The 13,105-nt window shown below is 43.4% G+C and carries 15 protein-coding genes; 1 reads left to right on the top strand and 14 read right to left on the bottom strand.

The features are described from left to right. Positions 1 to 249: 249 nt before the first annotated feature. Complete coding sequence (locus tag CO692_RS09065; RefSeq protein WP_096742089.1) at positions 250 to 1,200, top strand: HNH endonuclease; 951 nt, start codon at positions 250 to 252, stop codon at positions 1,198 to 1,200. Between the two features lie 170 nt (positions 1,201 to 1,370). Here the strand turns inward: CO692_RS09065 and CO692_RS09060 are convergent, their stop codons facing one another. The 14 genes from CO692_RS09060 to CO692_RS08990 form a co-directional block, all read right to left on the bottom strand. Beyond that, on the bottom strand, positions 1,371 to 1,859 hold the full coding sequence (locus tag CO692_RS09060) for a GNAT family N-acetyltransferase (RefSeq protein WP_096742088.1): 489 nt from the start codon (positions 1,857 to 1,859) through the stop codon (positions 1,371 to 1,373). A 277-nt stretch (positions 1,860 to 2,136) separates the two neighbouring features. After that, a complete protein-coding gene (gene lacD, locus CO692_RS09055; RefSeq protein ID WP_226818295.1) occupies positions 2,137 to 3,132 on the bottom strand; it encodes a tagatose-bisphosphate aldolase in 996 nt (331 codons plus the stop codon). A gap of 185 nt (positions 3,133 to 3,317) precedes the next feature. Beyond that, the gene (locus CO692_RS09050) at positions 3,318 to 4,487 is read right to left on the bottom strand and encodes an SIS domain-containing protein (RefSeq protein WP_096742086.1); all 1,170 of its coding nucleotides are present in this window, start codon (positions 4,485 to 4,487) and stop codon (positions 3,318 to 3,320) included. Between the two features lie 179 nt (positions 4,488 to 4,666). After that, complete coding sequence (locus tag CO692_RS09045; RefSeq protein WP_005226773.1) at positions 4,667 to 5,401, bottom strand: GntR family transcriptional regulator; 735 nt, start codon at positions 5,399 to 5,401, stop codon at positions 4,667 to 4,669. Between the two features lie 214 nt (positions 5,402 to 5,615). Beyond that, positions 5,616 to 6,644 (bottom strand): PTS system mannose/fructose/sorbose family transporter subunit IID, encoded by a 1,029-nt coding sequence (locus CO692_RS09040; RefSeq protein WP_096742085.1) that lies wholly within the window; start codon positions 6,642 to 6,644, stop codon positions 5,616 to 5,618. Next, the gene (locus tag CO692_RS09035) at positions 6,634 to 7,440 is read right to left on the bottom strand and encodes a PTS mannose/fructose/sorbose/N-acetylgalactosamine transporter subunit IIC (RefSeq protein WP_005226770.1); all 807 of its coding nucleotides are present in this window, start codon (positions 7,438 to 7,440) and stop codon (positions 6,634 to 6,636) included. The genes CO692_RS09040 and CO692_RS09035 overlap by 11 nt, the downstream gene beginning before the upstream one ends. Positions 7,441 to 7,466: 26 nt before the next feature. Next, positions 7,467 to 7,949 (bottom strand): PTS N-acetylgalactosamine transporter subunit IIB, encoded by a 483-nt coding sequence (gene agaV / locus CO692_RS09030; RefSeq protein ID WP_096742084.1) that lies wholly within the window; start codon positions 7,947 to 7,949, stop codon positions 7,467 to 7,469. A 19-nt stretch (positions 7,950 to 7,968) separates the two neighbouring features. Continuing rightward, on the bottom strand, positions 7,969 to 8,244 hold the full coding sequence (gene yajC, locus CO692_RS09025; RefSeq protein ID WP_008376459.1) for a preprotein translocase subunit YajC: 276 nt from the start codon (positions 8,242 to 8,244) through the stop codon (positions 7,969 to 7,971). 2 nt (positions 8,245 to 8,246) lie between these two features. Beyond that, positions 8,247 to 8,678, bottom strand: coding sequence for a PTS sugar transporter subunit IIA (locus CO692_RS09020; protein ID WP_096742083.1), 432 nt, complete (start codon positions 8,676 to 8,678; stop codon positions 8,247 to 8,249). A gap of 645 nt (positions 8,679 to 9,323) precedes the next feature. Then, positions 9,324 to 9,920 (bottom strand): alpha/beta hydrolase, encoded by a 597-nt coding sequence (locus CO692_RS09010; RefSeq protein ID WP_096742082.1) that lies wholly within the window; start codon positions 9,918 to 9,920, stop codon positions 9,324 to 9,326. A gap of 13 nt (positions 9,921 to 9,933) precedes the next feature. Continuing rightward, the gene (locus tag CO692_RS09005; RefSeq protein ID WP_096742081.1) at positions 9,934 to 10,542 is read right to left on the bottom strand and encodes a flavin reductase family protein; all 609 of its coding nucleotides are present in this window, start codon (positions 10,540 to 10,542) and stop codon (positions 9,934 to 9,936) included. 15 nt (positions 10,543 to 10,557) lie between these two features. After that, positions 10,558 to 11,451 carry a VOC family protein gene (locus tag CO692_RS09000; RefSeq protein WP_096742080.1) on the bottom strand — a complete coding sequence of 298 codons (894 nt, stop codon included), beginning with the start codon at positions 11,449 to 11,451 and terminating at the stop codon, positions 10,558 to 10,560. Positions 11,452 to 11,464: 13 nt separating this feature from the next. After that, on the bottom strand, positions 11,465 to 12,427 hold the full coding sequence (locus tag CO692_RS08995) for a ring-cleaving dioxygenase (RefSeq protein WP_016611543.1): 963 nt from the start codon (positions 12,425 to 12,427) through the stop codon (positions 11,465 to 11,467). 10 nt (positions 12,428 to 12,437) lie between these two features. Next, a complete protein-coding gene (locus CO692_RS08990; RefSeq protein ID WP_010748593.1) occupies positions 12,438 to 12,866 on the bottom strand; it encodes a MarR family winged helix-turn-helix transcriptional regulator in 429 nt (142 codons plus the stop codon). Positions 12,867 to 13,105: the final 239 nt, after the last annotated feature.

The raw sequence follows: 13,105 nt of genomic DNA, 5'->3' as shown, positions 1-13,105 counted from the left end.
ATGATAATTCATCAGTAATCCCACGATTTTTTTCATAAAAATTTCCTAGAAATTATATTATAAATATCTATCGATTAATAAATATTTCTCACATTTTTTTAATTCGAATATTTCTAAGGATTAACAATACCCTAAAGACAAAATAAAACTGTTATTCAAATAGACATGACGAAAGAAGAATGATTGTCTATAATAAAATAGAATCCGTTATTTGAATAAATATCCATAATATCAGAAAGGAGTGCGCAGATGGCCGTATATATTGAATTGTCTAATCCCATCCATGGAGGAGAAGGTTGGGAGCTAGGAGAGGTTTTATGGAGTCCTGTAGCTTCATCATGGAACACGATTATGAGGAAACCCAAAGAGGGGGATATGATTCTACATTCTATCAAAGACAAAAAAAGAAATATCAATCATAGATTATGGGGATGTTCTCAAGTTGCTGGTTCCTATAAAATCTTATCAAGCCCGCCACCGATCCCAGCTAATTGGGATGGATATGACGAATACTATCAGATCCCCTTAAAGCACTACACAGAATTTCAAGACAAAGTTTTTTTACAGGAAGTTATCGATCAGAACAAAGACGCATTAAAAGCGATAGCGCCTCAAAAATCTTTTTATACGGAAACAGGTGTGCGAATGCAACCCGCTCAGAAATACTTGGCGCCTGTTAGCAATGAGCTATTAGAAATCTTAACTCCTTATATAAAAAAACCTATCTACTATAACGAAAAAAACAAGCAGAGATCAGAAAATATTGTACGTGAAGGTGATTCAGAAGAACTTCTTAGTGTGGGAAGTGGTGGGAAGGTTGCCCGGATTCAAACAACTATCGATAGGATTGTTAGGGACACGTCTCTTGTTAAAAAAATGAAGCAAAAATACAATAATCAATGCCAAATTTGCGGTAAATCTATTTCATTGTCCAAAGAAAAATATTACTCCGAAGGACATCATTTAAAAAAACTTGGGGGTATTCATCAAGGGCCAGATATAGAGAGTAACATTATTATACTTTGTCCCAACCACCATGTTGAATTTGATTATGGGGCAATTGCAATAGACGTTCACTCACAAAAAATTATTCATACAGACCCGCACAATCCTTTTCATAATAAGGAATTAGCATATAAAAGAGAAGATTTAAATAAAGAATTTTTAACATACCATTTAAAAAATATATTTATAGGATAAGCCCCCTAAATGGAGTGTTTAGAGTAGGATTTTATTCCTTTACTGAAAATCTAAATTCTTTTTTATAATTCAATTTAGTTAATTATCTTTGATATAACGTTCAATAATTCTCTTTAGAGTAACTATTGGATGTTATTTACTTTTATTCTAGCTGCTTCTATTTTAAGTACCTATTTCATCTTTTTCTCAAAGCAGACCACACTTACCTCCTGATCACTGACTGTTGTCACGGCTTTTCGTGTCTCTTTAAATCCTTGACTCTTCCAGAAAGATCTACCTGCTGTATTTTCTTCAATAACAGCGAGAGAAACGAAGGAAAGTCCCTTTAAGTGCCAGTCTTGTTCTACTTGCTGATAAATAGCTTGTCCGTGCCCCTGACGTCTTTCGCCAACCAGTAGCAAGCCAATATACACAGTGCCCTCTTGCGGATAATCAACAAGATAATCCATGATAGCAATAGCTTTTTGATCAGAATAAATGATAGAAAATACCTTTTGCTCTTGAGCCACGGCTGGCGGAAGAACAGTCATGTCTCGCATGAGTTGTTCGATGGAAGGTGTCTCTTTCGTTAAAGCAAAATAGGCCTGGTTTTTCTGATAAATACTATAGGCAGCTTGTTGGTTTTCTGACGTGACGGAATGAAACGTATACTCGTTCATGAATGCTCCTTTATTGTAGGTTTATTGAACTTTATTTCGACCAAAAGTGAAGCAGGTGGATTTGATGGCTCTTACTGCTAGTTTATCCTATTCAAGTCCCCTCGTAAATTACTCTCGCAACCTCTTCCTATTTACGTTGCATTCCTACGATGATAACGGAACTTGTCAAGGCATAAAAAGACACCCTAGAGCCTTAAGTCAGAAGCCTACCACTTCTTCTCAAAAGCCCTTAAGATGTCTGATTACTGGCCATTTCTCTTGTCAAACAGCGAAAAAACTATTCTTCGACCGCGACTTTGTCCCACCAAGAAGTGGCGGTCTTTTGGATCACTTCATTCAAGTCTTCGATGTGCTGTTTTCCAGTACTTGCTAGCCATTCTTTGGCTGCTTCTGTTCCTTGTTTTACAAAAGGTTCAACACCATCTTTCCACGTTGCCCGGCCGCACAAGACGCCATTGAAGGTCGAACCGGCTTCTTTGGCAAAAACCAGCGTTTCTTGGAATAAGCTGGCCGATACCCCTGCACTGAGAAAAATAAACGGCAGATGCGTCGCGTCGCTTTGCGCTTTGAAATACTCGTCAGCTTCTTCCTTGGTATACACGGCTTCTCCCTTGGCAAAACCTGCCACATAATTCATGTTGACTGGTACTTCCACTTTTAACACATCGACTTTGTACTGCGGTTTTGAAAATTCCTTCATCAATCCGATGACTTTTTCTGGTTTGCGTTGCGCATATGCTTTTGAGTCGACTTCAGGCAGCTTAGCATCATAGGAAAGGACTTCTAAAAAGAAGGGCAGATCAGACGCATGGCATTCGCTGCCGAGTCGTTCCACAAAGACGTGTTTCAACTGATTGATCTGGGCATCTTCATCTACATCATAGTAAAGCAAAAATTTGATAGCATCTGCGCCAGCTGCTTTTAATCGCTCAACCGACCATTCCCCTAATAAATCAGGCAAACGTCCCGGCGTAGTCGCATCATAGCCGGTTTTTTCATACGCCAGCAAAAGCCCCGCCTCTGGATCACGGCTTTGCGCAGCTCCCAACCCATATTCTGGATCTAATAAAATAGAAGACGCGTAAGGGGTCAATTCTTGTGAGACTAGCGTTTTAAACTGGCTGATTTTTTCTGCATCAGCCTCCACGCCAAGTGCTGCCATCATTTTTTTCAAGGCACCTCGTTGGTCGATCGCTAAAGCTGCGATCACTCCTTCTTTCGTTGACAGGCGATCCATCGCTGCTTTTTTGGCTTTCGTTACGGTTGCTTTCATTAAAATTCCTCCTTTTTTGTCCATGCCAAAGAATCAACCGCTTTCACTTTTTTCAGCGTTGACGAAACGGTTGTCAGCACGTATAAAAATGTCTATTGATGAAGCCGTTCGACTGATTGACCACCGCACGTATCGACTTCGTACACGAAAAGATACGTGCTCGTGGTGGGCTTTCTCAGTCATCGTTAGTTGTTATATGGATGAATCGTCACGCCTTTGACCACCCGATTGACGGTACGCGTTGGCGAAGGGGTGTCGGGTGTATTCCCGACTTTGATCGATGCCAGCAGTGCGATCGTTTGTGCAAAGACAATGTCTGCTAAGGCTAGATAACCGTCTGGCAATGATGTATCAGCTGGAAAGAAAAAGTTTGTTCCTGAAAAATTCACGGCTGCCGGCTGTCCGATGGCAGTCACTGCGGCGGCGATGCCATCACTCTTTAATTCTTCCAACATATCAAGATCATACTGCCGCGTGTAGGGCGTATTGCTGACAAAGACAAAGACGAGGGTTTGATCATCTACGAATGATTTCGGTCCATGACGGAAGCCCATCGAAGAATCGAACACGGTGGCGATTTTTCCCGCAGTCAGTTCCAATACTTTTAGCTGTGCTTCCCTGGTCAACCCCGACAACGTGCCTGACCCAAGGTAAACGATCCGCTTAAAGGAACGGTCCGTCAGTACTTGGAGTTCTGTTTCTCTGTCGATCACTTCTTGCCCCAATCGGCTAAGGGTTTCAACATAATGCCTCTTTTCTGTCAGAGGCGTCTGGTCAAAAATCAGCAGTGCGGAAAGAGCCATGCAAGAAAAACTTCCCGTCATTGCAAAGCCAGCATCATTTGACCTCTCAGGCATCAATAACAGATAGCTCGTTTCATCAGCGACAGCTTGTTGTGCCAAAGATCCGTCGGCTGCACAAGTGATCGTCAAATGATAACTGTCGGCAACGAATTGATCGACGATTTTGACCGCTGCTAAACTTTCTGGTGAATTGCCGCTTCTAGCAAAAGAAACGAGCAGTGTTGGTTCATCCGCAAATAAAACTTGTTCTGGAGCTGCGACAATATCCGTCGTAGCAATACTTTCAAAAAGATAATCCGCAGTTGCGCCCGTCTTATTCAAGTAAGGAACGATCGTATCTCCAACATATTGCGACGTCCCCGCTCCCGTGAAGACCACCCGAATGCGTTTATCCGTCTTTTGCTTGATGGTACGTAAGAAAGTCGCGATCGCCTCTTGCTTTTCTTGATAGATCGTCAAGGTTTCGTGCCAAAGTTCTGGCTGTTGTTTGATTTCTCTTGTTGTAATCTCCGCACCTAATTCTGCTAATTCCTTTGTTGACAGTTGAAACATCTTTCTTCCTCCTAGCTACTGTTTTTCCAGTATGTATTCCCAGTGACGGTGCGAGGAGCGCTTGTCTTGGATGAATGCTTAGCGATCACCCAAAGGGCAAACTTCCCCGACCTCACTGGTTTTGAATACACGCCTTTTCTTTGCTCGAGTGGATCATTTCAGACTGTCTAGGAAATGCGCTACTCGTCGTTACGCAAGTGGCGGACTTTGTATCTAAATTGGTCTGCTCGGGCAACACTCAAGGTGTATTCGATCACTTCATTTTCAATATTGAACGTGCTGCGTACCAGGTTCAACACTGGCGCACCTTCGTGGATTTTCAGCAATGCCGCATCTTTCGCACTGGCAATGCTGGCAAAAAATTCTTCGTCCGCGAGGCGGATCACTTGATGAAAGTCTTCATGGAATATATCGTACAATGGTTTTTGCTCGATCATCTCACTCGTTAAATGCATGAAGCGTTTGACGGGCAGATAAGAACGCTCGATCATCATCGGTTGCCCATCAGCAAGACGCAATCGTTTTAACTTGTAGATCGGCTCGCCGATGGAAACTTGCAACTGAGTGGCAAAATATTTTGTCGCTTCCATTTTTTTGAATGCCAATACTCTAGTTTCTGGTTGTTTCCCTAGTGCTTTCATCTGTTCGGTAAAACTATACGAACCTGATAAATTGGTTGCCTGCTTGCGGATATCCGAGACAAAGGTGCCTTTGCCATGTTGGCGATAAATATAGCCTAATTTTTCTAACTCCTGTAGAGCCAAGCGAACGGTGGTCCGACTTAATCCGTAGCGCTTTGACAGCTCTCTTTCTGAGGGAAGCATTGTGTCTGCTTCCATTTCATTTTCGATTTTTTCAATCAGTAAATTTAACAATTGATCGTATAATGGTTGTCGATTTTTATTGATATTCATAAGCCCCTCCAAACTGGTTACTACCACATAACGAGTGTACTATTTCCCGATAGGCGTGTCAAACAATCGTCTACAGGGGCTCTGTTTCCTGAATTTGCGTCTTTTCACGGAGGAAAATGAACCAATTGCCAGCACGAGCTAAGCTGAAAAGTCAGCTGTTGCTTGCTTAGCAAAACTCCTCCTACGTGTTGCGTCGTTTCTTCTGCTAGCTTGCTTATTGCGGCCAAATGGATGGATACAGGCCAAAGCCAGAACCGATCAAGCCGATCACTAGCAGCAAAGCGATACATTTCAACGGCGTCCAGCTGCGTTTTGATAAGAAGAAATACAGCATCAATGTAATGGTCAATGGAATCACTTGCGGCAAAATCCCATCGAGGATTTTTTGAATATCGATCGTCACGGGCACTTCGTTGACTTTGTTAAACGTCAATTCATATTTGCCGTTAGCCAGTTCATTGACCGCAGCATTTTCTTGCAATGTGTCGGTCAATTGACCATTCTCATCCGTGGTATACAGCATGTCTTCGTAAGCGGCAATGGCTGCTTGATCATCCACGATCGTCGTCGCTTGCGTCACTTCATTGGTAGTTCCGTTAGGGATCTGAATATCCAAAGACGTCGCTCCATACACGCAGGTCAAGGAACCGACAACAAAAATCCCTAAAATACTCGCTGCTCGGGTAAACTCTTTGGCATTTTCCGTTAAGATGCCAATTGCATCTGTCCCTAAACGATAGGACCAGTGCATCAAGAAGTACCGCAAACCAAATTGGGCCGCATTGAATACCAGTAAGAATATAAACGGTGCAGCGATATTGCCGCTGATCGCCATATTGGCTGTGATACCCGCCGTGATTGGTACTAAGGTAAACCAGAACAACGCATCACCGATCCCGCCTAACGGTCCCATCGCGGCGACTCGCACTGCCCGAATCATGGGAATATCGGCTTTGTTTTGTTCCATCGATAAAATGATCCCCATCACAAAGTTCACCAAAAATGGATGAGTATTGAAAAACTCTAAGTTATGGCTCATTGAAGCAGCCAAGTCCTTTTCATTTTTGTGGATTTTTTTCAATCCCGGTAAAATACTGAATAACCAGCCTCCTGCTTGCATTCGCTCATAGTTGAAAGAGGCTTGTAGAAATAAGGAACGCCAAACCATATTGTTCAAGGTCTTTTTATCCAGTTGTTCTGCGGGCGCTTGTTCGCTATAAGAATCGGGAATATTATATGCCATCTTCGTCGCCTCCGAAATCATAGGTATTGGCTGCTGCTACTTTAAATTTGGACTGGATTTGATAATCCCAAAAGGCTAATGCAAAACCGATAAAGGCTAGAATGATCAAGGCTGGTCCTTGCAAAGAAGGTGCCGCCATTACGATCGTGGCTAAACCAAACCCCATAAAGAAGAAGCCCCACATTTCTTTGGAAACCATCACTTTTAGTAAAATCGCAAAACCGACATACCGCATCATGCCCCCAGCTGCGCCGAGCCCACCCATCAACCATTGAGGGATCGCTGCGACCGCCTGATTCCCGAAGGCAGCACCGCCGATAAAGAATAAGACCACGATCAAGCCGAAGATCGTTCCAAGACCCGCCATCGCTAAATAATTGATTCGATCAATCCCCTTCGTATTGGCATCATGGGCGTAGCTGTCAGCTTTTGACATCACTGGCGACATTAGTGAGAAGATAATCGTCACCCCATATTGCCCCAGCAAAGAAAACGGAATCGCCGTAGCAACCGCTACTGTCGGTTCTAGCTGCAGCGTGATCGCTAAGATTGCTGCCATAATTCCGCCAATCACCGCATTTGGCGGTTGCGCGCCGCCCACCGGCATATTGCCGATCGTCATTAACTGATACGTTCCGCCAACGATCAAGCCGGTTTGAAGATCTCCAAGAATAAGTCCGATAACCATCCCGGTAACAATGGGTTGGTACAATGATTCTAAAAAACTAAATTGATCGATTGCGGCAATGAATGTAACTATGAAGACTAAAATGATTTGAAAAATCGTGTAATCCATTTTCTTTCTCCTTCCTTACCTCTGCATTACTGAAACAATTTCTTTTCATCTTCAACAGGTGTCGTTGGAACCCGCTGAATCACTAATTGCACCCCCATTTCCTTCAGTTTTTTAAAGGCATCGACATCTGCTTCATCGACGGCAACTGTTGTAGCAACCTGTCTTTTCCCTTCTGACATATGCATATTCCCAATGTTCAATTTCTTGATTGGTACTCCACCTTCCGCCAATTTCAACGCATCTTGAGGACTTTCAACCACCATGAAAATCTTTTGTTTTGGCGATGCTTTATGAATGATCTCGATGGTTTTTTGAATCGAGAAATACCTCGTTTGGACGCCAGCTGGCGCCGCCATATCCATCAACCCTTGTCTGACTTTGTCTTTGGCGACCTTATCGTTTGCCACTAAAATTAGATTTGCCCCCAACGTACCGTTCCATTGGGTGGCAACTTGCCCATGAATCAACCGATTGTCGATTCGCGTCAACAAAATATTTGGTTCTCCCATAAATATATCCTCCTTCTATCTACTGCATGATTTCTGCAACCGCACTACGTTCTACTTCGATCACCGTTCCCGATTTCACCCTTAGATCCACTGTCTCTTTCCCAAGTGCTTGAATCTCCCCAATAATGCCGCCGTACAATTTGATTTTCTGTCCCTTTTTCAAGGACTGCTGCAATTCAGCGAAATAGCCTTTTTGCTTTTTCAGATGTTTCCCATTCAAGAAAGAAGAGACCGCCAAAAAGAGAAAGAGAAAAACAAGCACCACGATTGAGGCTGCTAAGATCATTTCCCACATGTTTAAATTCCTTCTTCCTCATTGATTTCCTCATGGCCTTTGATCTTTCCGTGAAAAATACCGCTCTTGCCAATCTCTGCCAGTTCTTGACAAAAACGCTCTGGATCAGTTGCCGTACATCTAGTCAATGAACCTTCTACTAGCATCAGTAGATTGCTGCCGCCGATGACCTCGACTTGCGGGTCCTCATTGGCAGCGGTCATCGCAACATTAAAAGGAGTCCCGCCCACAAGGTCTGCACAAATCACGACCCCATCACAGGTTTCCTTTAATTGATCGATTGCTCCTTGCAACTCTTTTTCAAAGTCAGCTAACGGATTTTCCTCTAAAAATGACACTGCTAGAAATTGTTCTTGGGGTCCTGCAATCATCGCAAGCGCATTTTCCATCCCTTGCGCAAATCCCCCATGACCTGTTAAAACCAAACCAAGCATCTTATGTCCTCCCCTTATTCTCAACTGGTAGTAACCACATATCCAATATAAACGCTTTCATTTTGTCTGTCAATAAAATTTTTGTTTTTATATAATAATATCTTTGTTATCTTTAAATACGCAAAAAAGCGCCAAAACAATGATTATCAAACAAAAAACTAACTGAAAAAAGTATTGAAATCCATCAACAGAATGTGTACAACGTTATTTTAAACAAATAAACACATTCGTTTTCGATTTCTGGTATCTAAAGAACCACAAGTCACTCACTATTCACCGATACAACAAGCAACGTTGTTAAATAAAGGAACTATCAACAAATTTGCTTCCTTACTAAAAAAACCAGCTAGATATAATCCCTAACTGGTTTTGATCATCACCAAACTCATTTTCCATTATGCGTTTTATTGAATTTTATTGCCATTTTTTTAAGAAAAATTCATGTTATTAACTTAAACAGGTTAGAGATAACAAGCTACCGTATAATCCAGAAGCTTTAAGAATATAAAAACCACCCATACTAACAGAACTAATGTAAAGCATATCTTGGTGGAGCTGATGTACTCTCTGTTCAATGTTTTCACGTGAAACAAAAAAAACCTAACCAACCAGCAGGATCACTGATTGATTAGGAAATAGACTTCTTTATTGTTCGGTCAACCACGTGCGCGAGTGTTCAACTTCTTCATACGTTAACTGATGACTCGGGGTCCAAACGGTTGAAAGGACTGCGCCCCGCGAGGTAAAGATCTCTTGGACGTAAGCACTGTCAGCTAGGGAAACAATCGGGTCGTTTCTGCCAAAACTCAGAAACACATGAGTGTCAGACAAGGAATTCGTCGGTACATTCTCGACTGGATACATGGCGTGGTAGAGGATCGCTTTTTTGAAGTGGTCACTATCATTTAGTAATAAGCGAATGGCAATGTTGGCGCCATTGGAATAACCCACCAGTACCACTTGCGCTAACGAAAAGTTGTATTCTTTGGCGGCTTGCCGAATGAACTCGGCTAATTCGTCGCCGCGAAGTGCTAAGTCGGCTTCATCATACACCCCTTCAGCTAGGCGTTTGAAGTAACGGGGCATGCCGTTTTCTAAGACATTGCCGCGAATACCTAATAGTGACGCTTGGGGATCAAGGGCTTTGCCTACTTCTAGCAGCGACTGTTCGTCGCCACCGGTGCCGTGGAGCAGTACCAAAACTGGTGCGTCAGCTGCTCCTTGTTGGTAGATTGCTTTCATCGAAGTTCCTCCTTTAACTTGGTCGTTTGATATCGAAAATCTCCCCAATCGTTGCGTAAGAATTTCCCGCTAGCCGGCTGACTGCTTGTAAGACACGGGGATCGATCTTGCCATCTTGATAGACATCCTCTGCAATCTGGTAGCCGACGACTTCCAATAATAAGAGATCGGCAGTGGTCTGCTGGTCTTTTTTGATGGGTACGTGCTGATGCAGAATCGTTTCTAGGCGTACACTGGCTTCGTTCAAGCCAGGAACGGCAATTGTTTTCGATGTCGTTGTCGTAAATCCAGAAACCGTCAACTCGCTTTGGTCTGCGGGCAATAATGCCGCAGTTTTATGGGCCTCTTGGACATTTGTTTGATCCAAAATATGCACGACGGCTTCTTTCGTCGCCAACAGATTGCGGGCGGTGTCTTTCAGTTCCCCTTCTTTGCGCTGGATAGCCAACGAGAGGATCAGGGGTTCTGAGCTGACGATGTTAAAAAAACTGAATGGGGCGATGTTGACGATACCATCGGCTGATTGCGTACTGACCACTGCCACTGGCCGTGGAATGATGGAGCCAATCAGTAGTTTATAATTTTCTCGTTGGGTCAAATCCTTGGGATCTAAATAGTGCATACAGCGTCTCCTTTTCTAAACCGATAAATCTGGCAAGCGATCCTCGATCTCTGCACGGCGGCTTTCAAATTGGGCTGGCAGCATCAACTGCTCTCCCAGCGTTTCTAATGGTTCATCAACTAAAAAACCTGGGGTTTCTGTTGCGATCTCAAAGACGATGTTGCCCCGCTCTTGGAAATAGACGGCTTTGAAATAGTTACGGTCCTTGATTTCAGTGACGCCGTATCTTTGATCGTACAAGTATTCTTGCCACTCTTTTTGCACTGCTTCCGTTGGCACGGACCACGCGATGTGATGGACGGTGCCGACACCCCAGCGCCCTGCTGGCATTGCTTCATGGGGCACGACGATCTCATGAGCGAGGGTACCTGCGGTATGAAGATGGGTGCTTTTCTCTGTTTTGTTAAAAATGTTCAGTCCTAGATCATCTGCCAACGTTTGAATGGTCGCTTCTGGTTGTGCCGAAAGCAAGACGGCCCCATGAAAGCCTAAAATTGCTGGTGTTTCTGCCGATTCTTCGGCTTCGACTAACGCCAAAGACAGGTCATGCTGATCATGAAGTTCTAACGTTGGCCGATCAAACAATGTACTTTCTTGGACAGTTACTTGATGTTTCGCCAGATGTTCTTGCCAATAGGCACTGCTGTCTTTTGGAATGCGAAACGCGATCGTGCCGACTTGTCCGCTTCCTACTCGCCCAGGATGGGCCTTTGCCCAAGGGAAGAAGGTGATGATGGTCCCATTTTCTAACGCTTGATTGCTGTAATAAAGATGATACGTGTAGGGATCATCAAAATTGACGGTTTGTTTGACGAGGCGCAACCCCAACACGTCGCGGTAAAAGGCAACGTTCGTTTGCGGATCGCCTACGATGGCTGAAATATGGTGGATCTGTTGAATGGGTTGCATACTGTGTGCCTCCTTAGGCGCGTTTTGTATTGAAGGGTTTGATGACTCCTTCGATGTATTCACGGCGATTTTCTAAAAATGGTGCCAATGATAAGGACTCACCCAATGTTTCGTATGGCTCATCCCCCATGAACCCTGGTTCATCTGTTGCTAGTTCAAAAAGAATATGGCCGATGCGCACATACAAGGATTCAAAATAGTAGCGATCCACATAGCCGGAGTTGGCCAATCCCAAGTTATCAAAGATTTCTTGCCAAACTGCTAATGAGTCGTGGTGAGCTAAACGAAAAGCGACATGATGCACTTCGCCATCGCCTTGTTGTGCTTGCGGGCTCGTGGTATCTTCCACTAAAACGACTTGAGCGCCATTGCCGCCTTCACCGACTTCTAGCAAATAGCGATTGTCTACTTGATCAATGGTTTTGAAATCAAAAACGGATTCCAGCAGCCCTTTGAAATCTGCCAAGTAAGAAACAGACATTTCGACAGGACCTAAGCCATAAATCGCAAATTCAGTAGGAACCGGTCCTTTTTTCCAAGGGGTACCAGCTTTCACGCCAGTATTGTGTTCATCAGAGATCAATTGATAGGCTTGCGTATCAAAATCCCAAAAGCGCAACACTTTTTTCCCAAATTCGGTGGTGATTGCTTCGTGTTTTACCTCAAATTCATCAAAGCGTGCGGCATAATAATCAAGGGCAGCATCACTGGGTACTCGGAAACTGGTGCGGGTGATCGAGTTGGTTCCTTTGCTACCGCGAGCGGTATTGGGAAAATCAAAGAACGTCATGGTCGTTCCCGGTGTCCCTAAATCATCCGCAAAGTAGGTATGGTACGTATAAATGTCATCTTGATTGACGGTTTTTTTCACTAAACGCATCCCTAACACATCCGTAAAAAAATGGTAATTCCGTTCCACATCACTTGTCATGGCCGTCACATGGTGTACCCCTAATAATTGATCTTGTTTTCTCATTTTCTTTTCCTCATTTCTGATCGTAAGTTATTTTTCGTAAAATTGTTTTTAATTGTTGCAATTCTTCACTGCTGAGTTCGGAAAAACTCGCCGCAATCTTTTGTGCATGACTGGGAAAAATTTTCTCCATCAATGCCCTGCCTGCTTCCGTAATACTGACGTAAGTTACTCGTTGATCTTCTTGGCTAGGTTCCCGTTGCACGCAGCCTTTTTTGACTAATTGATCGACTACATAGGTTGTCGAGCTGCTGGCGATCAAGATTTTTTCCTTGATGGCTTGCGTCGTATGGGTGCCTTTATGGTAAAGCAATTCCAGTACGGAAAACTCCGTGATGTTTAAGCCATAACAACGGACATCTTTTTTTGCCACTTGTTCCAAACGACTCGCCGTGCGCAGCAAACCGATGTACGCTTTGAGCGCTTCTTCTTGATGCGCCATTTTCCTCACCTCTTTATTTCGAATTCGAGATAATCATAACTTACTTTTTGTAAGTTGTAAAAAGATATGCTTTGGTTGTTTAAGAAAATCATTCAATGCTTATTTTTATAGAGGTTAAGAACGGTTAGACACTAACGAAGGTCCCACCTTTTCTCTATGTCCCCTTCAAATCTAATAAAAAAGCAGAACTCATGAAAGATTCCATAAGTTCCGCTAAATATATATTTTACTGAAGAGGA

The organism is Enterococcus sp. FDAARGOS_375 (genome assembly GCF_002393265.1).
Classification (GTDB): domain Bacteria; phylum Bacillota; class Bacilli; order Lactobacillales; family Enterococcaceae; genus Enterococcus_D; species Enterococcus_D innesii.
Note: the sequence above shows the minus strand (reverse complement) of the source record. Positions and strands in the feature narration are given on the sequence as shown.

Bases quoted from the DNA above. Each gene is read 5' to 3' on its own strand.
- CO692_RS09060 (WP_096742088.1), bottom strand. From the start codon at position 1,859: ATGAACGAGTATACGTTTCATTCCGTCACGTCAGAAAACCAACAAGCT.
- yajC (WP_008376459.1), bottom strand. From the start codon at position 8,244: ATGTGGGAAATGATCTTAGCAGCCTCAATCGTGGTGCTTGTTTTTCTC.
- CO692_RS09020 (WP_096742083.1), bottom strand. From the start codon at position 8,678: ATGCTTGGTTTGGTTTTAACAGGTCATGGGGGATTTGCGCAAGGGATG.
- agaV (WP_096742084.1), bottom strand. From the start codon at position 7,949: ATGGGAGAACCAAATATTTTGTTGACGCGAATCGACAATCGGTTGATT.
- lacD (WP_226818295.1), bottom strand. From the start codon at position 3,132: ATGAAAGCAACCGTAACGAAAGCCAAAAAAGCAGCGATGGATCGCCTG.
- CO692_RS09045 (WP_005226773.1), bottom strand. From the start codon at position 5,401: ATGAATATCAATAAAAATCGACAACCATTATACGATCAATTGTTAAAT.
- CO692_RS08995 (WP_016611543.1), bottom strand. From the start codon at position 12,427: ATGAGAAAACAAGATCAATTATTAGGGGTACACCATGTGACGGCCATG.
- CO692_RS09035 (WP_005226770.1), bottom strand. From the start codon at position 7,440: ATGGATTACACGATTTTTCAAATCATTTTAGTCTTCATAGTTACATTC.
- CO692_RS09000 (WP_096742080.1), bottom strand. From the start codon at position 11,451: ATGCAACCCATTCAACAGATCCACCATATTTCAGCCATCGTAGGCGAT.
- CO692_RS09040 (WP_096742085.1), bottom strand. From the start codon at position 6,644: ATGGCATATAATATTCCCGATTCTTATAGCGAACAAGCGCCCGCAGAA.
- CO692_RS09065 (WP_096742089.1), top strand. From the start codon at position 250: ATGGCCGTATATATTGAATTGTCTAATCCCATCCATGGAGGAGAAGGT.
- CO692_RS09005 (WP_096742081.1), bottom strand. From the start codon at position 10,542: ATGCACTATTTAGATCCCAAGGATTTGACCCAACGAGAAAATTATAAA.
- CO692_RS08990 (WP_010748593.1), bottom strand. From the start codon at position 12,866: ATGGCGCATCAAGAAGAAGCGCTCAAAGCGTACATCGGTTTGCTGCGC.
- CO692_RS09010 (WP_096742082.1), bottom strand. From the start codon at position 9,920: ATGAAAGCAATCTACCAACAAGGAGCAGCTGACGCACCAGTTTTGGTA.
- CO692_RS09050 (WP_096742086.1), bottom strand. From the start codon at position 4,487: ATGTTTCAACTGTCAACAAAGGAATTAGCAGAATTAGGTGCGGAGATT.